General features: G+C 60.4%; 17 protein-coding genes. 15 read left to right on the top strand and 2 right to left on the bottom strand.

Annotated elements, in window-relative coordinates; genetic code table 11:
- The first annotated feature begins 13 nt into the window (after nt 1–13).
- The 9 genes from ruvB to QC815_RS08040 all read left to right on the top strand — a co-directional run bounded on the left by ruvB (nt 14) and on the right by QC815_RS08040 (nt 7,222).
- Nucleotides 14–1,051, top strand: a complete 1,038-nt coding sequence (ruvB, locus tag QC815_RS08080; RefSeq protein WP_230448064.1) for a Holliday junction branch migration DNA helicase RuvB — start codon at nt 14–16, stop codon at nt 1,049–1,051.
- Complete coding sequence (ybgC, locus tag QC815_RS08075; RefSeq protein ID WP_230448065.1) at nt 1,048–1,440, top strand: tol-pal system-associated acyl-CoA thioesterase; 393 nt, start codon at nt 1,048–1,050, stop codon at nt 1,438–1,440. Before ruvB ends, ybgC begins: the two co-directional genes overlap by 4 nt.
- 68 nt (nt 1,441–1,508) lie before the next feature.
- On the top strand, nt 1,509–2,183 hold the full coding sequence (gene tolQ / locus QC815_RS08070) for a protein TolQ (RefSeq protein ID WP_230448066.1): 675 nt from the start codon (nt 1,509–1,511) through the stop codon (nt 2,181–2,183).
- Between the two features lie 12 nt (nt 2,184–2,195).
- Nucleotides 2,196–2,633: a protein TolR gene (gene tolR / locus QC815_RS08065; protein WP_230448067.1), complete on the top strand. Its 438-nt coding sequence runs from the start codon at nt 2,196–2,198 to the stop codon at nt 2,631–2,633.
- A gap of 13 nt (nt 2,634–2,646) precedes the next feature.
- Nucleotides 2,647–3,729: a cell envelope integrity protein TolA gene (tolA, locus tag QC815_RS08060; protein ID WP_230448068.1), complete on the top strand. Its 1,083-nt coding sequence runs from the start codon at nt 2,647–2,649 to the stop codon at nt 3,727–3,729.
- Entirely contained in the window at nt 3,729–5,018 is a 1,290-nt protein-coding gene (gene tolB / locus QC815_RS08055) for a Tol-Pal system beta propeller repeat protein TolB (protein WP_230448069.1), read from the top strand. Before tolA ends, tolB begins: the two co-directional genes overlap by 1 nt.
- Nucleotides 5,019–5,052: 34 nt before the next feature.
- A complete protein-coding gene (gene pal / locus QC815_RS08050) occupies nt 5,053–5,598 on the top strand; it encodes a peptidoglycan-associated lipoprotein Pal (protein ID WP_230448070.1) in 546 nt (181 codons plus the stop codon).
- 44 nt (nt 5,599–5,642) lie between these two features.
- Nucleotides 5,643–6,431 (top strand): tol-pal system protein YbgF, encoded by a 789-nt coding sequence (gene ybgF / locus QC815_RS08045; RefSeq protein WP_230448071.1) that lies wholly within the window; start codon nt 5,643–5,645, stop codon nt 6,429–6,431.
- A gap of 26 nt (nt 6,432–6,457) precedes the next feature.
- Nucleotides 6,458–7,222, top strand: coding sequence for a YciK family oxidoreductase (locus QC815_RS08040; protein WP_230448072.1), 765 nt, complete (start codon nt 6,458–6,460; stop codon nt 7,220–7,222).
- A 3-nt stretch (nt 7,223–7,225) separates the two neighbouring features.
- Here QC815_RS08040 and QC815_RS08035 read toward each other — a convergent pair whose 3' ends face one another.
- Both QC815_RS08035 and ubiG read right to left on the bottom strand, forming a co-directional pair.
- Nucleotides 7,226–7,894, bottom strand: coding sequence for an HAD family hydrolase (locus QC815_RS08035; protein WP_230448073.1), 669 nt, complete (start codon nt 7,892–7,894; stop codon nt 7,226–7,228).
- Nucleotides 7,895–8,638 (bottom strand): bifunctional 2-polyprenyl-6-hydroxyphenol methylase/3-demethylubiquinol 3-O-methyltransferase UbiG, encoded by a 744-nt coding sequence (ubiG, locus tag QC815_RS08030; RefSeq protein WP_230448074.1) that lies wholly within the window; start codon nt 8,636–8,638, stop codon nt 7,895–7,897.
- A 145-nt stretch (nt 8,639–8,783) separates the two neighbouring features.
- On the opposite strand from ubiG, the gene galU reads away from it, so the two are divergent.
- The 6 genes from galU to msrA are packed head-to-tail and all read left to right on the top strand — an operon-like array spanning nt 8,784 to nt 18,416.
- Nucleotides 8,784–9,674, top strand: coding sequence for a UTP--glucose-1-phosphate uridylyltransferase GalU (galU, locus tag QC815_RS08025; protein ID WP_230448075.1), 891 nt, complete (start codon nt 8,784–8,786; stop codon nt 9,672–9,674).
- 3 nt (nt 9,675–9,677) lie between these two features.
- A complete protein-coding gene (locus tag QC815_RS08020; protein ID WP_230448076.1) occupies nt 9,678–10,970 on the top strand; it encodes a nucleotide sugar dehydrogenase in 1,293 nt (430 codons plus the stop codon).
- A 9-nt stretch (nt 10,971–10,979) separates the two neighbouring features.
- Nucleotides 10,980–11,792: a hypothetical protein gene (locus QC815_RS08015; RefSeq protein ID WP_230448077.1), complete on the top strand. Its 813-nt coding sequence runs from the start codon at nt 10,980–10,982 to the stop codon at nt 11,790–11,792.
- 53 nt (nt 11,793–11,845) lie between these two features.
- Nucleotides 11,846–13,702, top strand: a complete 1,857-nt coding sequence (tamA, locus tag QC815_RS08010) for an autotransporter assembly complex protein TamA (protein ID WP_230448078.1) — start codon at nt 11,846–11,848, stop codon at nt 13,700–13,702.
- 9 nt (nt 13,703–13,711) lie between these two features.
- On the top strand, nt 13,712–17,767 hold the full coding sequence (gene tamB, locus QC815_RS08005) for an autotransporter assembly complex protein TamB (protein WP_309767974.1): 4,056 nt from the start codon (nt 13,712–13,714) through the stop codon (nt 17,765–17,767).
- 10 nt (nt 17,768–17,777) lie between these two features.
- Nucleotides 17,778–18,416 carry a peptide-methionine (S)-S-oxide reductase MsrA gene (msrA, locus tag QC815_RS08000; RefSeq protein ID WP_230448080.1) on the top strand — a complete coding sequence of 213 codons (639 nt, stop codon included), beginning with the start codon at nt 17,778–17,780 and terminating at the stop codon, nt 18,414–18,416.
- The last annotated feature ends 27 nt before the right edge of the window (nt 18,417–18,443 follow it).

Raw genomic sequence — 18,443 nt, 5'->3', positions numbered from 1 at the left:
CAGAAGAGCGCTTATGCTAGAGCACGATCGATTGATTGCCGCTGAGCCCGAGCAGGGCGAAGTCCGCATTGACCATGCGATTCGCCCCAAGCGGCTAGTAGACTATATCGGCCAACCCCGCGTGCGCGAGCAGCTGGAAATTTTCATTGGTGCCGCGCGACTGCGCGAAGAGAGCCTGGATCATACCCTGGTATTCGGCCCGCCGGGGCTGGGCAAAACTACCTTGGCCAACATTATTGCCACGGAAATGGGGGTGGGGCTCAAGTCCACGTCGGGTCCGGTGCTGGAGCGCGCGGGTGACCTGGCCGCGATGCTCACCAACCTCGAGCCTGGCGACGTGCTGTTTATCGATGAAATCCATCGCCTTTCCCCGGTCGTGGAGGAGGTGCTGTACCCGGCAATGGAGGACTTCCAGCTCGATATCATGATCGGTGAAGGCCCGGCCGCGCGTTCGATCAAGCTGGATTTACCACGCTTTACCCTGGTGGGTGCCACCACCCGAGCGGGACTGCTTACCTCACCGCTTCGCGACCGCTTTGGTATCGTTCAGCGGCTGGAATTTTACAACCTGACCGAGCTGACCGAAATTGTCACCCGCTCAGCCAGTCTGCTGGGCGTCGAAACCCACCACGATGGCGCCGTGGAGATTGCCCGCCGCTCCAGAGGAACGCCGAGGATAGCCAATCGCCTGCTGCGCCGCGTGCGTGACTACGCTGAAATGAAGGGCGACGGCATTGTCGATGCGACGCTTGCCGACGCCGCGCTTAACATGCTCAATGTCGATCACCACGGTCTGGATCACATGGATCGCCGACTGTTACTGGCCATGATCGATAAATTCGACGGTGGCCCGGTCGGCGTCGATTCGCTTTCCGCGGCCATCGGTGAAGAACGCGATACCATTGAAGACGTTATCGAGCCTTATCTGATTCAGCAGGGCTTGATGATGCGTACCCCGCGCGGCCGGGTCGTTACCCGGCAAGCCTGGCTGCACTTTGAGCGGGTTCCCCACGAGGCGTCCAGCGATGCCCAGGGAGAGCAGCGGCCATGAGCCAAAGCGTGCGTTTCCCCGTCCGCGTTTACATGGAGGATACAGACGCCGGGGGCATTGTCTACTACGTTAACTACCTGAAGTTTATGGAGCGTGCCCGGAGCGAATGGCTGCGAGCGCTGGGACTTGACCAGCAATCGCTGCTGGACGCGGGCACGCAGCTAGTGGTATATCGCTTGTCCTGCCATTACACCAAACCGGCGCGATTGGACGATGCGCTCGAGGTCAGTGCCGAGGTCATCAGCATGGGCCGCTGCCGCATGACGTTTGAGCAGCACGTGTGGCGGGGAAATGAACGTCTTTGCGCCGCCACGGTCGAGATAGCGTGCTTGAGCGTTACGCATCTTCGCCCCATGGCATGGCCGTCTGCGCTCACGTCGCTGATATAAGGTACGATGCGGGCACGTATTTCCACATTTATTGATGATTGATGAGGGCACTTGTGAACGATAATGCCATGTCTATTCCACACTTGATCATGAACGCCAGCGTCGTGGTTCAACTGGTCATGCTGCTGCTGGTGGTGGGATCCGTTCTGTCGTGGATCGTGATTTTTCAACGCGGTATCGCGCTGCGCCGTGCCCAGAAAGAATATGCCCAGTTTGAAGAGACCTTCTGGTCGGGGGTAGACCTCAACGAGCTATACCGCGATATACCCGCCGACGACCCGCGCCACGGGGCCGAGCATATATTCCAGGCAGGCTTCCGTGAGTTCAATCGCCTGATGCCCAAAACGCGTAATGCGCCGACCATTCTGGAAGGCGTCCAACGCAGTATGCGCGTGGCCTGGTCCCGTGAAGAAGATCGCCTCACCCAACATCTCGTCTTCCTGGCCACCGTCGCCTCGGCAAGCCCTTATATCGGGCTGTTTGGTACCGTATGGGGCATCATGGGGTCATTCCAGTCCTTATCGATGACTCAGCAGGCGACGCTGGCAACGGTGGCGCCCTGGATAGCCGAAGCGCTGATTGCCACCGCCATGGGGCTGTTTGCCGCGATTCCCGCGGTCATTTTCTACAACCGTCTCTCCAACAGCGCCAGTCGCCTGCTAGGCAAGTACGAAGATTTCGCCGAAGAATTCCATGCCATCTTGCACCGCAATCTGCAAGGGCGTGACAGCGCGTCAAGCTAAGGGAGCAGCCCCATGCAAGGACCGTTCAAACGTGGCGGACAGCGTAAGCCCATGGCTGAAATCAACGTTGTTCCCTTCATCGATGTCATGCTGGTACTGCTGGTCATCTTCATGATCACCGCGCCCATGCTGAACCAAGGGGTCGACGTTGAGCTGCCTCAGGTCAGCTCTGAACCCATCGACAGCCAGAAAGATAACGACCCGATTATTATCTCCATTGATCGCGAAGGGCAATACTTCCTGAGCCTGGGGGATGAGGCGACAGAAGTGTCGCCCGACGATATCACCCGTCGGGTGACCGCCATTCTGGAACAACGTCCGGATACACCGGTAATGGTTCGGGGTGATCAGAACGTGGCCTACGGTGAGGTGGTCGTGCTCATGAGCAACCTGCAGCGCTCGGGGGTCGCCAACGTGGGGCTTATTTCCGAGCCACCGCAGAATGAGTAAGGGCACACACGGCATGGCAGTCAATACACCTCGTGATCCTCAAGACGTTGGCTACCTGTGGCCAGCGGTTTTCGCGATCGTGGTGCATCTGTTGATCGTAGTGTTTTCGCTGATCCAGTGGCCCGAGCGCAGCGCAGAGCCGGATTCGTCCTCCATCGTGCAGGCCACGCTGGTCAGCACGGAAGCCTTTACCGACCAGGCTCAGCAGGCCAACGCCGAGTCAGCGGCGATGTCAGCGTCTGAAGAATCCGAGCCGGAACCCGCCGCCGAGGCTCCCGCGCCCTCCGAAGAGGAGGCGGCTCAGGAACAGGCTGCCGCTGAGCAGAGCGCGAGGGAAGCTGCACAGGCTGAAGAGCAGGCGGAGGCGCTTGAAGCGGCAAGGGCCGAAGCGGAAGCCCAGGCTGAGCGCCTTCAGGAAGCAGCGCAGGCCGAGGCTGAACGCCAACGCGAAGCCGAAGAGCAGCGTCGCCAGGAAGCAGCGGAAGCCGAGGCCGAACGTCAGCGCGAAGCCGAAGCGCAGCGTCGCCAGGAAGAGGCGGAAGCCGAGGCCGAACGTCAGCGTGAAGCCGAAGCGCAGCGTCGCCAGGAAGAGGCGGAAGCCGAGGCCGAACGCCAGCGCGAAGCCGAAGCGCAGCGTCGCCAGGAAGAGGCGGAAGCCGAGGCCGAACGTCAGCGCGAAGCCGAAGCGCAGCGTCGCCAGGAAGAGGCGGAAGCGCAACGCCTGCAGGAAGAAGCCGAAGCCGCGATGCAACGCCAGCTTGCAGGAGAGGCCCAGGCCGCCGCCGAGGCGCGGCAGGCCGAACAGGCTGCCAATAGCTTCCTGACCATTGTTAAACGCGCGGTCGAGCAGGCCTGGATCATCCCGCCCGAGGCAAGCGACTCAATGAGTGCTACGCTTCAGGTCAGGCTCGGCCCGTCGGGTGAAGTCCTGACGACCTCGGTCGTGGCCTCAAGCGGCGATAGCAACTTCGATCGGTCGGCGATGCAGGCGATAGAGCATGCGGCACCCTTCGCTGAGCTGCGTGACCTACCGACCGAACAGCAGCGTAATTTACGTCAATTCAATCTGCGGTTTACCCCGGGGGATGTTCGCTGATGCACACCACAAGTAAGGTATGGCTATTCTGTTTATTGCTTGCGCTGAGTACCGCTGCAAGCGCTAACCTGACCATCGAAATCACCCGTGGCAGCGACCAGGCGCTCCCCATCGGCGTGGTTCCGTTCGAAGGTACCGAAGGAATGCCCGAGGACGTGGCGCAGATCATCCACGATAATCTTGAGCGCAGCGGTTTTTTTGACCCGCTGGATCGTAGCGCAATGTTCGAGCAACCGAGCGAAGCGGACGACGTCAATTTCAGCACCTGGCGTTCGCTGGATGTCCGCTACCTGGTGGTGGGGCAGGCCGAGCGCACAGACAGCGGCTATCGCCTCCAGTATGACCTGATGGATATCAGCGGGCAGACTCGAATGATGAGTGAAACCGTGACAGCCAGCGAAGGCGACCTACGCGGCGCGGCGCACTACATCAGTGACCAGATCTTTGAGGCGATCACCGATATTCGCGGCGCCTTTTCCACGCGTATCGCCTACGTGACGGCGCAGGGCGTGGGGGATAATACGGACTATGGTCTCTACGTTGCCGATGCTGACGGGCGTAACAGCCAACAGATACTTACCTCCGACCAGCCGATTTTATCGCCCGCCTGGTCGCCGGATGGCGAAAAGCTTGCTTATGTGTCCTTCGAAAGCAGTCGGCCTGAAATCTATGTTCAGGAAGTAAGCAGTGGCAACCGAGCGCGCATCTCCTCCTTTGAGGGTATCAACGGTGCCCCTGTCTGGTCACCCAACGGCCGTCGCCTGGCGATGTCACTGTCTAAGGACGGCCAGCCAGAAATTTACATCATGGACATTGCGGATCGCTCGCTGAACCGCATTACAAACAGCAACAGTATCGATACCGAGCCTGCCTGGTCGCCGGACGGTAACCGCTTGCTGTTTACCTCTGATCGCAGCGGTGGTCCGCAGGTTTATCAGCATGACCTCAGCAGCGGCGATACCCAGCGCATGACCTTTACCGGCAATTACAATGCCCGGGCGCGTTTTTCTCCTGACGGTGAAGATATCTTTCTTATCCACCGTTCGGATCGTGGCTTTCAAGTGGCCCGGCAGAATATCGAAAGTGGCCGTCTGGTCACGCTAAGCGATTCAACCCAGGATGAATCGCCTAGTGTTGCACCGAACGGGACCATGGTAATCTTCGCTACCCAGCAGGGTAACAACGGGGTGCTGAGTGCCGTTTCCGCCGATGGCCGTTCGTCATTCAGGTTGCCCGCAGCACAGGGTGATGTGCGGGATCCCGCATGGTCACCGTTTTTAAACGAATAACCTCCATTCACGTTTTCAGGCAAGGAATCTGATTATGAAACTTAACCCCTTGGCTCGCTCATTGGCCGTCGCGCTATCGCTTGCTGTCATGGCGGGCTGTTCCAGCACCGGCGGCACTCAGAGTGGTGACTCATCTGGCAGCCAAGACGGCCTCAGTGGCAGCGCCAGCAGCACCTCAGGCGCCGGCACCAGCGGACAGTACGGCAGCAGCACATCAGGCGCTGATCGCGGTCAGCAGGCCGATTCGCGCATACCTGACGTCAAGACCATCTACTTTGATTACGATCGCGACACCATCAAGAGCGAATACGAATCCGTGGTCATGGCCCACGCGCGCTATCTACGCTCCAACCCTGATGTCGACGTCGTCCTGCACGGCCATACCGACGAGCGTGGTACCCGTGAATACAACATGGCACTGGGCGAGCGTCGTGCGAATGCCGTTGAGCGCTTCCTGACCATCCAGGGCGTTTCACCCTCGCAGATGAGCGTGGTCAGCTACGGTGAAGAGCGTCCGGCAGTGCGCGGTGACAGCGAGCGGGCATATTCACAGAACCGCCGCGTCGTGTTCAGTTATTGATGGCCCGGGTGAGAGTCAGCACGCTTTAGACATTGGGAGTCATCATGAATCACGGTCTCAAACGTTTTGTTGAGAGGCTGTGCGGTGCGGGAGCCTTAGCGCTCCCGCTATCCGTATTGCCTATGGTCAGCATGGCCCAGCAACCCGTTGTCGAGGATCTATCAGGATCCGGAAGCGGGTTCTATGAACAGGCACAGACGCAGTCCGGTTCGAACGGCAGCCTGGTATTATTCAACCAGGTGCAGGAGCATGGCCAGGAAATTCAGCGGCTGCGCGGCGAAATCGAGGAGCTGCGCCATCAGATGGAACAGCTCCGTCGTCAGTCTCAGCAGCGCTATCTGGATATCGAAGACCGCCTGATGAGCATTGGGCCGAGCCAAGTAGAGGAGTCGACACCCGAGGTAGAGCCGGAAGCCGCCGAAGAAGTCGCTAATACCCCCTCACCAAGCGGTGTAAGCGAAGAGGCGCGGCAGGCTTATCAAGATGCGTTTGCGCACGTACAGGAACGTCGTTTTGGCGAGGCCATTGCCGCGTTTAAAGCTTTCGTCGAGCAGCACCCCGATACCAGCCTGACCGCCAATGGTCATTACTGGCTGGGCGAGCTGTATGCCGCCGAAGGCGAGTTGGAGGCCGCCGAGCAGTCCTTCAATCGTGTGATCGACAACTATGCTGACAGCAGCAAGGTGCCGGACGCGATGTATAAACTAGGCTTGGTCAAAGCGCGCCAGGGCGAAGCGGAAGCAAGCCGCGCGCTGCTCGAAAAGGTGCAGGATGATTATCCGCAGAGCAGTGCCGCAGGGCTAGCCGATGATTTCCTTCGCCAGGGTGGCTAGCATTGCCGTCGCCAGGAGAGTCTGTGATGACATGCAAGATTGATTATCAGCCCGCGCCCGATCTCCTTCGTGATCGTGTTGTCCTGGTCACCGGTGCCGGTGATGGTATCGGGCGTGCCGCTGCGCTCAGCTATGCGCGCCACGGCGCGACGGTTGTGCTGCTGGGGCGCACCATCGCCAAGCTTGAGCGGGTATATGACGAGATCGAAGCCGCAGGCGGTTCGCAGCCAGCCATCTTTCCACTGAACTTGGAAGGGGCGACGCTCAAGGATTTTCACGACATGGCCGATACCCTCGACAAAGAGTTCGGCTGTCTGGACGGCTTGCTGCACAACGCCGGCCTGCTCGGCAGGATTACCCCGTTTGCGCAGTATGATGCGGATCTGTGGGAGCAGGTCATGCAGGTGAACATCAACGGCCCGATATGGATGACGCAGGCGCTGTTGCCGCTGCTGCAGCGTTCAGACGACGCCTCGGTGATTTTCACTTCCTCAAGCGTCGGGCGCAAAGGCCGTGCGTATTGGGGTGCCTATGCCGTGTCAAAATTCGCCACGGAAGGCTTTGTTGAAGTGCTGGCTGATGAGCTGGACAGCGAGCCTCATCTGCGCATCAACACCCTGAACCCTGGCGCCACCCGTACCCAAATGCGGCGCAACGCCTACCCGGGTGAAGACCCGGCGAACCTGCGTACGCCGGAGGACATCATGCCCACTTACCTGTGGTTGATGGGTCCCGATAGCGCTGGCACCCATGGGCAGAAAATCGACGCTCAACCCCCCAGGCAGCCCTAGCGGTCAGCCAATGGTCGGCAAGGCATCGACCAGTGACGCGCACTGGTGGTACCAAAGATGCGCTGGCCATTGGTGATAATCGTCATCCTCGGCTATATACCCATAGCCAACGGCTACCGCCGTCATCCCGGCGGCCCTGGCGGCTTGCATATCCCTCAAATGATCGCCGACGTACCAGCAGGCATGGGGGGCAACGCCCAGCCGGGAAGCGGCCTCCAGCAAGGGAAGGGGGTCAGGTTTTCTGACGGCCAAGTCGTCGGCACACAGCAGGGCGCCGGGTGAAAGCGCCAGCGCCTCGATCAGGGGTGTGGTATAGCGTCGTGGCTTGTTGGTCACGATCCCCCAGGGACGGTGGTGCCGCTGCCAGGCGGTAAGCCATTCGTCGAGGGGCGAAAACACCCGACTGTGCATCGCCACCGCCGCTTCATAGGTATCCAGTAGAAACTGCCGGGCCTCGGCCTGATGCGCAGTGCTTAACTCATTACCCAGCGCCAGGCTGACCAAGGCGTTACCACCATTGGAAACCTGGGCGCGGATCGTCGGGAACGGCAGCGGCGCCAGGCCGTGATGCTGGCGTAACGCATTGGTCGCCACGGCCAGATCGGGGGCGGTGTCCACCAGGGTGCCGTCGAGGTCGAAAAGCACCGCTTCGGGTGTTGAAGGCGCCGACATCTAGGCATCCACCTTACGGCAGTACATCATGTAGTTGACCGACACATCGTTCTCGGTGAGACGGTAATGCCGCGTGATGGGGTTGTAGGTCAGGCCGATCTGCTCGCGAACCTCGAGACCGCTTCGCCGGTTCCAGCTCGCCATTTCAGACGGACGGATAAACTTGGCGTAGTCATGGGTGCCTCGTGGCAATAATTTGAGCACGTACTCGGCGCCCAGAATGGCAAAGACGTATGACTTGGGCGTGCGATTGAGCGTAGAGAAAAACACATAACCGCCCTGACGTACCAGGGTCGCGCAGGCGCGCACCACCGACGCCGGGTCGGGGACGTGTTCCAGCATTTCCATGCAGGTCACCACATCGTAGTGACCAGGCTGCTCTTCTGCCAGCGCTTCGACGCTGACGTGACGGTACTCGATGGCCACGTCCTGCTCCTGGGCGTGCAGGCGGGCAACGCCCAGCGGCGCCTCGCCCAGGTCGATACCGGTGACGTCTGCACCACGACGCGCCATGGCCTCACTCAAGATGCCGCCGCCGCAGCCGACATCCAGCACTTTCTTGCCGGCCAGGCCAGCCCGCGCATCGATAAAATCTAGCCGCAGGGGATTGATGTCGTGGAGCGGCTTGAACTCACTTTGTGGATCCCACCAGCGGCTGGCAAGTGCTTCAAATTTCGCGACTTCGGCATTATCAACATTGCCTTGATATTGGTGAGCAGTGCTATCCTTGGTTGTCGCTGACATATTTGACTCCATCAACAGTGAGCAATCACAGCGGAGGGCGTGGTCGACAAGGTGCCGTATAACGGCGAACTGGAAACCCACCGCGCGTTCAGTATGATGGGCATTCTAACCACTCCTGAGCCGGAACGCATGAAAAGGACTGCTTATGATTCGTAAGGCTGTACTGCCTGTGGCGGGGTTTGGTACCCGTTGTCTACCTGCTTCCAAAGCGATTCCCAAGGAAATGATCACCATTGTGGATCGCCCGGTGATTCAGTACGTGGTCGAAGAAGCGATTGCGGCCGGTATCCGCGATATCGTATTCGTTACCAGCAGCAACAAGGGCGCCATCGAAAACCACTTTGATACCCACGCCGAACTCGAGGCCAGCCTTGAGGCCAAAGGCAAGCACGACCTGCTGGCGTCGCTGCGCGCCATCGTGCCCGACGATGTCAATATCATCAGTATACGCCAGGGCGAGCCGCTGGGGTTGGGCCATGCGATTCTCTGCGCGCGCCCCATCATCGGTGACGATGAACCTTTTGCGGTATTGCTGCCGGACGTGCTGGTAGACAACAGCGATAATCCGCGCAGCGACCTTGCCGGTATGCTCGAGGCTTACGACCAGCACGCTACCGCGCAGCTGATGGTTGAAGAGGTCGACTGGGCCCAGGTGGAAAAATACGGCATTGTCGCGCCCGCCGGTGACGTTCCCGCACCGTCACGTTCCGCCGACCTGGTAGGCATGGTCGAAAAACCGCCGCGTGACCAGGCGCCTTCCAACCTGGCGGTGATTGGCCGGTATGCCTTGCCGGGGGCGATTTTCCCCATTCTCGAACAGACGTCGCCGGGAGCGGGGGGCGAAATCCAATTGACCGATGCCATCGAATCGCTGCGCGAGCAGCAGGGTGTCCAGGCCTACCGTATGCGTGGCACTACCTACGATTGCGGTCAACCGCTCGGCTACCTTGAAGCCACCCTGGCCTATGCGCGCCGCCATCCGCAATGGGGTGACGGCTTCAAGGCACTGCTTGCACGCTATCACGAGGAATCATAAGTCATGCGGGTGCTGGTGTACGGCAGTGAATTGAGCACCGCGACGGCGGCAGCGGCGCTGTCGTCGGTCGGCCATGAGGTCAAGTGGCTACCCCACGACGATGCCCCTTGGACGACGCTGGCGGGCGAGGATTGGCTGCGCCGCGAGCCTCAACTGGCCGCCCAGATACAGGAAGCACAAGAAAGTGGCGCGCTGGAGGTTGTCACCGAACTTGACGCCCGTATGGCTTTCGATGTGCTGTGGTTAGCGCTGTCCCCAGCCCAGCGCGAATCGGCCGCAGCGTTGCTGCAGGATTCGCGTCTAACCCGGCAGCCAGATTGCGTGCTGGTCAATAACTCGACGTTCCCGGTTGGCGATACCGAGCGGTTGCAGCACCTTCTAGGCGAACAGGCGCTGAGTGCTGCACTGCCCGATACGCTGGAGGAGGGGCGCGCCTGGGCGTCGTTCACCCGCCCGACGCGCTGGCTATTGGGCTGCGATGATCCGCGTGCGGAGCAAAAGCTCAGAGAGCTATTGCGAGCCTTCAATAGGCGTCGGGATGCCTTTCAAGTCATGCCTCAGCGTGCCGCCGAGCTGACCAAGCTGGCGATCAACGGTATGCTGGCAACGCGTATCAGCTACATGAACGAGATTGCCGGGCTGGCGGATACCCTCGGCGTTGACGTCGAACACGTGCGCCAGGGGATGGGCGCCGATTCCCGGATCGGTTATGAATATCTGTATCCAGGCTGCGGCTTTGGCGGGCCGAGTTTTTCCCGGGACTTGATGCGCCTGGCCGACGTGCAGGTCGCCAGCGGCCGGCAGTCTGCCTTGCTTGAGCATGTCCTGGACATCAATGAACAGAAGAAAGAGACGTTGTTTCGCAAGCTATGGGCTCACTACGGCGGCGCACTGGCAGGCAAGACGATTGCTATCTGGGGCGGGGCCTTCAAACCCGGCACGGCACGTATCGATCACGCGCCGGTACTCACTTTGCTCAACGCGCTCTGGGCGCAAGGGGTTCACGTCAAGCTTCACGATCCGGCGGCTACGCCCGCATTGCGTGCCGCCGTCGGGCCCCGTGACGATCTGGTCACGTTCGTCGACAGCCCTTACGCTGCCTGTGATAACGCCCATGCATTGATGTTGGTCACGGAATGGAAAACCTACTGGAACCCCGACTGGCAGAGACTGGCGAGTCAACTTGGCGATAAGTTGATTCTCGATGGACGTAATATCTACGATCCTGATTTTGTTGCCAGCTGTGGGTTACAGTACAGAGGAATAGGTCGGCGCGCCGATCCAACATCGTTGTGAGGAAACTGCATGTCCGATAACGCCACGTCTTCGCGCATTGTGCCGGATGCCGATCAAAGCATCGCGTCACAGCATGTCAAACACCGCAAGGGCCCCTCGCTCTGGCCCCTGTGGCTGTGTGTGGTATTGCTGACGACCCTTATGGCGGCGGCGGCTGTCGGTCTTTATTGGGAGCGCGAAAGGCTCCAGGAGGAGCTTCAGCGCGTCAGCGGTGAAGTATCCAACATGCACGCGCGCCTGGACTCGGGTGACACGGATGTACAAGATACGTTAGCCTTTGTACAAGCGCAGATGGGCACGCTGTTTCAGGAGCAGGAGCAGCTTGCCGTTGCCCTGACCGATACGCGCACCGAGCTTTACGACCTATTGACCGAGAATAAAGACAGCGTCGCCAGCGACACGGTTGACCCCTTGATTGAGCGGCTTGAACAGATGCGTGAGCGAGCCGCGCTCCGCGACAGCCAGCTGGCTGCCATCTACGCGTCCCTTGATGCGCTGGAACAGGCCGGCACTTCAGGGCGCGATTCGCTGAGGGAAGAGATCACCCATGTCGAGAGGCAAAGCCGCGAGCGCCTTGATGGCCTTGAGGAGTCGATTGCATCGCTGGCCGATGATATCGACCAGCGCCTCGAGGCGCGTAGCGAAACCCGGCAGGCACAGTGGGATCGCGTTGATGAGTCGATCAGCGCACTGGAAGACGGCGCAAACGACGCCGAGGCGCTCGAGAGCGTCGAGGGTCGCCTCAAGGAGCTTGAAAATGATGTACGCCAGGTTCGCCAGGCTCAGCTAGCGTTCAGCGCCCAGCTGGAAATGTTACGTTGACTGATGCTCAGGACTGAAAAGCAACACGCCGATGATCAGGTTAGGAAAAATGTATGGGAAGACAACGGCAATGGCTTTCAGCATCGGTCATGACCCATGTCCTGATGTGGCCGCTATGGATGGCGGCGCCATCCGCTTGGGCATTGAGCGCCGACCTCGAAGGGGTTGACGATGAAGTGGCGCGCAATATTCGCGCCTACCTTCAGAATATCGAAGAAGACGAATATACCGAGAACCGTCTGGAAGGGGAGATCCGCCAGCGTACCCAGGCGGCCATGCGTGTTTACGGTTACTACGAGCCGGATATTACCATCGACCTGCCTGACGACGGCAGTCCGAAGCTGACCATCGAGCCGGGCGCTCAGGTGACCATCGAAACCCTGGACATCAATATTCTGGGCGATGCCGCTGACGATGCCCCTTTTGTCGATGCGCTGGATCGGTTTCCGCTGAAAGAGGGCGATACGTTGCGACATGCGCCCTGGGATCGGCTGCGAGGGGAATTTTCTGGCCTGGCGATTGAACGAGGTTACTTTGACTGGGGGTTCACCGATCGTCGGATGGAGGTTCGTCCTTACCTGCAGAGCGCTCGGCTATACATGGCGTTCGACAGTGGGCCCCGTTACCAGTTTGGTGAAACGCTGATTACCGGCAGTCAGATCCAACCCGAACGTTTGCAGCGCATGCGTCCCTTTGATGTGGGCGACCCTTATCTGGCGGAATCCCTGGCACGCTACAATCAGCAACTCGCCGAGACCGGCTGGTTCAGTTCGGTCTCGGTCACGCCGCGCCTGGAAACCGCGCAGGAACTGACCATTTTGCCGACCGGCGGCGGCGATCCCTGGTGGACATCGGCGACCGCGTCACAGCCCGAACGCCCCCGGGTGAGCAGTGCCGCGCTTTCCAGCGTCTTGAGCGTGAGTCAGCAAAACGATACGGCCTTGCCGATTGACGTCAACGTGGAGCCGGCCAACCGGCATCAGTTCGAAGTGGGGCTGGGGTTCGCCACCGATGTGGGGCCTCGCCTGCGTTTCGGCTGGGATCAGCCCTGGATCAATCAGTACGGCCACAGCCTCGACCACGATCTTTATCTATCCGCGCCCGAACAACGGTTTACCGGCGTTTATGACATGCCGCTCGACGACCCGCTGCGCGATAGCTACCGGCTGCAGTACGGTATTCGCAATGTGGATGACAGCGATACCGACTCGCTGGAGGGCACCGTGGAAATCGCCCGGCGCTGGGAGTTCGACAATGACTGGGTCCAGTCGCTGTATTTCCGCACCACCTACGAAGATTTCACCCAGGGCGGTGAGGCCGACCAAGTCTGGCTATTTTACCCCGGTATCCAGTGGTCGCGAACCCGGACCCGACCGCAGCGCTTCCCCCTATGGGGTGATCGTCAACAGTTTTCGGTGGAGTATTCTGATACAACTTGGGGCTCCGATGCACAGTTCTTGCGCCTCACCGGCGATACCGAATGGATTCGAACCTACGGCGAGGATAATCGCTTCTTAGCCCGTGTTAGCGTCGGCGCCATTGAAACCAACGATTTCGATAAGCTACCGCCGTCGTTGCGCTTCTTTGTCGGCGGCGATCGTAGCGTGCGCGGTTACTCCTACGAAGGCCTTTCCCCGCGCAACGAGCAGGGCAAGCTGCGCGGTGGCCAGCAGAAGCTTACCTCAAGCCTAGAATACCAGCGCCGCGTTACCGGCGACTGGTGGGGCGCCACCTTTGTCGATGCCGGGGATGCCTTCGACAACTGGGGGCCGAGTGACTTGAAGAAAAGCGCGGGTTTAGGGGTCAGGTGGATATCACCGGTTGGCCCTATTCGTTTTGATATTGCGCACCCGTTTGACGATGACGACGATAACTGGCGTCTGCATTTTTCGATTGGACCCGAATTCTAGGAGAGCGATGTGCCTCAAGCCAAGCCAACGCCGGCGACCAGTCGCCAGGCGTTATCACGTCGCTACCGCCTGTGGCTGCTGATTTGGAGTGCGCTGCGCTTCTTTATCGTGTTTCCGCTGTGGTTGGTCGGCGTCGTCGCCCTGTTGCTGGGTGTCGCGCTATCCCCCTGGGGGACGGGCTTATTGCTCTCGCAGGGCCAGGAGCGTGGCTGGTGGGTGGTCGAGGATCATCAAGGCGGGCTGCTCGATGAATTCCAGCTAAGCGGCTTCCGCCTCGATGTGGCCGGTACCGAGGTGCGCATCGACCACCTTGAACTCGCCTGGGCAGACGACTGCGTGTTGTCCGGTGAGCTATGCCTGGATATGCTGCGTGTCGAGGGCGCAGATATCCGCCTGCCAAGCGGCGGCGTGGCCGATGAGGCTCCGCCGGCCGATCCCGATGCGGCCGGCGGCCCCATGGCAATAAACTTTCCCTTTCCTGTCGCATTGCGCGAGCTGGTGCTGGACGATGTCACGCTGCATCTTCCCGATGGCAGTCGCTTCTCCTGGATCGCGTTTCGATCGTCCCTGGAAGCCAGTGGAGGGCGTGTGGATATAGCCGCGACCCACCTGGAAAACCCAAGGCTTTACCTACCGCCTTCCGAAGGAGCACGCCTGGCGCCTTCTGACGACGCTGATGGTATCAGCGCAGCGGCCATCGATGCGTCTATTGCGTTACAAAACCCACTCTCGGCGCCGTCTGATGAGGCGTCTAAAAGCGACGTCGCCGCTGAACGCACGTCCATTGAGTTGCCTGACATCCAGCTGCCGGTGGACGTTCGGCTTGCCGCGCTGACGGTCAACGATATCGACGTTATCGGCCGTTTCAGCTATCTGGTCGAGCGATTCAGTCTGGGAGTGGAAACCCAGGGAAGCGACGTATTGATCGACCATCTTGAGGTGGTATCCCCGGATGCCACCTTCAGCCTGGCGGGTAATGTGACCCTTCGTGACGACTATCCGTTGACGCTGCGTGCCGACGCCGAGCTGTTTCTGGAAGAGCCGCTGCCAGCCCTGAACGGCCAGACCTTGGCCCTGGATCTTTCGGGCTCTCTCAGTGATCTGACGGCTCGCCTCGACGCACAAGGCGCGGTCAATGCAGCGCTGGAAGGCCAAGTCGATGCGCTGGCCCCGGAGTTTCCGTTCCAACTCAATCTGCAAAGCGAGCAGGTTACGTGGCCGCTATCCTCTGCCAATGTCAGCCTGGAAGATGACGCCGAAGAGGGGGCTCAGGACGATGCCTTTATCGTTGACAATATCGACCTCCAGGTCAGAGGTGATCTCGACGCCTATGAAGTGCGGCTGGGGTTGAAAGCGCAGGGGCCGGGTATCCCTGAAACCGACATTGCGGTGAGCGGACAGGGCGATACCGGACATTTCAACTGGCAGCCGCTGACCCTGGCGGCAGGCGACAGCCGGCTGACCAGTGAAGGCCGGGTTGACTGGTCCGACACGCTGGCGGTGGATGCCCAGGTGGCGCTTGAGCAGTTCAATCCTGCTCTGTTTAACGGTCAGCTGGAAGGCGATATTGACGGTGAGCTCGCCTTCAACGTGCGCCAGCAGGCATCGCGCTGGCGGGTCGACGTCCCCAGGCTGACGCTGGACGGGGAGCTGCGTGATTATCCGCTGCAGTTGGAGGCCGCCTTCGACGCCAACAGCGACCTGCAGGCTAATATTGAACGGTTCCGTTTCCGTCAAGGGGAAAACCGCCTGTCTGCCAGCGGCTCGGTTCAGCCCGATGAGCTTTCAGTCGATGCCACTATCGACCTGCGCGAGCTGCAGTCGCTGTCACCGAATCTTGCCGGCATCATTACGGGCGATATCGACGCGCGGGGCAGCCTCGAGCAGCCACAGCTTCAGGCAACCCTCAACGCCGATGCGTTGCGCTTTGCCCAGAACCGCGTCGGACAGTTACGCCTGACCGCCAATGTCTCGGGCCTCGACGATCCGCAGCTCGACGTCGCCTTGGCGATGGAGAACCTCGAGGCGGGTGGCCAGTCGCTTGAAACAGCGAATCTGACGCTGGACGGCCGGCTGTCCTCGCATCAGCTGGCGATCAACGTGGAAGGCCAGCCAAACGGTACGCTTGAGCGTGCCTTGCTGAGCCTTAACGGCCAGTTCGACCAGGCTGCTCAGCGCTATCGTGCCCGGGTTACGCCCCTGGAAATCGACGCCCAGGCGGGTGATATTCGTCTGGAGGCGCCCCTTGATATCAACTATGACCTGGCCAGCAGCGAGGCCAGGTTATCGCCTTTCTGTCTGCGCCGTGAGCAGGGTGGTCGGCTGTGTGCCGACGATCCAACGGTGGCCTCGCCAGACCAGGGACAAACAGCGCTTAACGTACGTGATATTCCGATTGAAGCGCTGGAACCCTGGCTGCCGGAAGGCTGGCAGGTGGAAGGCGATACCACGGCCGATGTAGCGGCTCAGTGGCGCCAGGGTGGCCGGCGCTGGCAGGCGGACGTCGAGGTGCTCGGCGAGCTTGGGATCACAGCGATAAACGATTACGGCCAGCCCGTTGAACTGCCGCGTATTTCACTGGATACTCAGGTAACGGCCAACCAGGGACAGGCAGATGGCAATGTCGTGTTATCGCTTGAGGAAGCGGGCAATATAGCGTTGGACGTGTCGGTGAGTGATCCGCTCGGCGCCGGTGAGCTTTCCGGTTCACTCGTCGCCGACGAGGTCTCCCTGGCGCCTTACCGACCCATGGTGGTGGCCCTCGACGCGCTTGCCGGGGAGCTGAACGGCCGGGTCGATATCGCCGGCACTACCCGCCAGCCAGACCTTCAGGGTGAACTGTCGCTGCTGGGCATCCAGGCCAATGGCCCCGATATTCCCGTCGATATACAGGACGGTGAGGTCAACGTGACGTTCGACGGCGAGGAAGGCACGGTCGATGGATTCCTGGCGGCCGAACGCGGGCGCTTGAATATCGAGGGCGATGCCTACTGGCCCGCTGACGAAGACTGGCGCCTGGGGATTGACCTCGACGGTACACAATCACCCATTCTGGTGGTGCTCCCGGAGTTCGGGCGTTTGGAAGCCGCGCCGGATATCCGCGTTCGCGTGACCCCTGACCGTCTTCAGGTGCGCGGCAACGTCGACCTGCCCTGGTCCCGGCTCGAGGTGGGCGATCTGCCGTCTTCGGCCGTGTCGCCGAGCCCGGATGAAGTCATCATTACCGAGCGCGATGACCGGGAGGCGGAGCGCGAGGCCCGCCGCGCGGCCGAGCGGGGCGATGACGCCCCCAGCGCCGCCGATGAATTGGCCGATAGCGGCATGGAACTGGACGTGCTGATCACCCTCACATTGGGCCGCGGCATGCGGATTGAAGCCTATGGCCTGGAATCGGGGCTGGGCGGCACGCTGGAGATCCGCCAGGATAGTGGCTCGTTACAACTGTTTGGCGAGGTCAATCTGATCGACGGCCGCTTCCAGGCGTTTGGTCAGGACCTGCTCATTCGCCGTGGCCAGCTGTTGTTCAGCGGGCCGCCCGGGTTGCCCGTGCTGGATTTTGAAGCGATCCGCAATCCGGACGTGACGGAAGACGATGTGATTGCCGGCCTGCGGGTGACCGGCAATGCCGAGCAGCCCAATATCTCGATATTTTCCGAGCCGGCAATGAACGAGTCCCGCGCGCTTTCCTATGTGTTGCGTGGACGCGCGCCGGATGACGCAGGTGGCGGTGTCGACAGCGCGCTCACCACGGCGCTGATTGGCATGTCACTGGGGCGCACCGGCGGGGCGGTTGGCTCGATCGGCGAGGCCTTTGGTATCGATGACCTGACGCTGGATACCGCCGGCGCCGGCGACGACAGCCAGGTAGCGCTGAGCGGCCAGTTGACCGATGATCTGCGCATCAGCTACGGAGTGGGAATTTTCTCGCCGATTGCGGAACTAACGTTACGCTACACGCTTTGGCGCAATCTTTACGTACAGGCGGTTTCCGGTGCCAACCAGGCAGTTGATCTGATTTACACTTTCAGCCGCGCCGGTAACCCGACCATTTTCGATCAGCAATGAGGTAAGCACCATGCATGTGTTTGAGCAAAACAATGCCCCCCGTCAGGGAGAGTCCACGCTGCCCGGGCGTCAGCAGCCCATTGCCACCAGTGATCACCACGCCGTTAACGGTCACCCGCTGCACCCGCCGTTCCCTGCGGGATCTGAAGAGCTGGTAGTGGGCATGGGCTGTTTCTGGGGAGTTGAGCGACTGTTCTGGGATCTGCCGGGTGTCTATGTGACCGCAGCGGGCTACGCCGGCGGCGAAACGCCCCATCCTACTTACGAAGAGACCTGTACGGGGCGTACCGGGCATACCGAAGCCGTGCGGATCATTTACCAGCCGAGCCAAGTGTCGCTGGCGACGCTGTTGGCTATTTTCTGGGAGCAGCACGATCCCACCCAGAAAAACCGCCAGGGTAATGATATCGGCTCCCAGTACCGGTCAGCCATCTATACCACGACCGACGAGCAGTATGATGCCGCCATCTGCAGCGCCAAGGCGTTCCAGGAGGCGCTTCACGGGGCAGGCAAGGGCGATATCACGACGGAAATCAAGCCGTTGGATACCTTCTACTATGCAGAGGCCTATCATCAGCAGTATCTGTATAAAAATCCCAACGGCTACTGCGGCATCAAGGGCACGGGGGTCAGCTGCCCCATTGGCTAACGCCGGTCAGGTGGTGCCCCGCTCATT

The organism is Vreelandella gomseomensis (assembly GCF_031451645.1).
Classification (GTDB): Bacteria; Pseudomonadota; Gammaproteobacteria; order Pseudomonadales; family Halomonadaceae; genus Vreelandella; species Vreelandella gomseomensis.
The sequence above is the reverse complement of the archived record's forward strand: the minus strand, read 5'-3'. Positions and strand labels throughout refer to the sequence as shown.

What these genes read in the sequence shown, in the direction of transcription:
- ybgC (WP_230448065.1), top strand. Translation starts at nt 1,048, where the DNA reads ATGAGCCAAAGCGTGCGTTTCCCCGTCCGCGTTTACATGGAGGATACA.
- tolR (WP_230448067.1), top strand. Translation starts at nt 2,196, where the DNA reads ATGCAAGGACCGTTCAAACGTGGCGGACAGCGTAAGCCCATGGCTGAA.
- ybgF (WP_230448071.1), top strand. Translation starts at nt 5,643, where the DNA reads ATGAATCACGGTCTCAAACGTTTTGTTGAGAGGCTGTGCGGTGCGGGA.
- tamA (WP_230448078.1), top strand. Translation starts at nt 11,846, where the DNA reads ATGGGAAGACAACGGCAATGGCTTTCAGCATCGGTCATGACCCATGTC.
- QC815_RS08035 (WP_230448073.1), bottom strand. Translation starts at nt 7,894, where the DNA reads ATGTCGGCGCCTTCAACACCCGAAGCGGTGCTTTTCGACCTCGACGGC.
- tolQ (WP_230448066.1), top strand. Translation starts at nt 1,509, where the DNA reads ATGTCTATTCCACACTTGATCATGAACGCCAGCGTCGTGGTTCAACTG.
- pal (WP_230448070.1), top strand. Translation starts at nt 5,053, where the DNA reads ATGAAACTTAACCCCTTGGCTCGCTCATTGGCCGTCGCGCTATCGCTT.
- tolB (WP_230448069.1), top strand. Translation starts at nt 3,729, where the DNA reads ATGCACACCACAAGTAAGGTATGGCTATTCTGTTTATTGCTTGCGCTG.
- tolA (WP_230448068.1), top strand. Translation starts at nt 2,647, where the DNA reads ATGGCAGTCAATACACCTCGTGATCCTCAAGACGTTGGCTACCTGTGG.
- QC815_RS08015 (WP_230448077.1), top strand. Translation starts at nt 10,980, where the DNA reads ATGTCCGATAACGCCACGTCTTCGCGCATTGTGCCGGATGCCGATCAA.
- QC815_RS08040 (WP_230448072.1), top strand. Translation starts at nt 6,458, where the DNA reads ATGACATGCAAGATTGATTATCAGCCCGCGCCCGATCTCCTTCGTGAT.
- ubiG (WP_230448074.1), bottom strand. Translation starts at nt 8,638, where the DNA reads ATGTCAGCGACAACCAAGGATAGCACTGCTCACCAATATCAAGGCAAT.
- ruvB (WP_230448064.1), top strand. Translation starts at nt 14, where the DNA reads ATGCTAGAGCACGATCGATTGATTGCCGCTGAGCCCGAGCAGGGCGAA.
- QC815_RS08020 (WP_230448076.1), top strand. Translation starts at nt 9,678, where the DNA reads ATGCGGGTGCTGGTGTACGGCAGTGAATTGAGCACCGCGACGGCGGCA.
- msrA (WP_230448080.1), top strand. Translation starts at nt 17,778, where the DNA reads ATGCATGTGTTTGAGCAAAACAATGCCCCCCGTCAGGGAGAGTCCACG.
- galU (WP_230448075.1), top strand. Translation starts at nt 8,784, where the DNA reads ATGATTCGTAAGGCTGTACTGCCTGTGGCGGGGTTTGGTACCCGTTGT.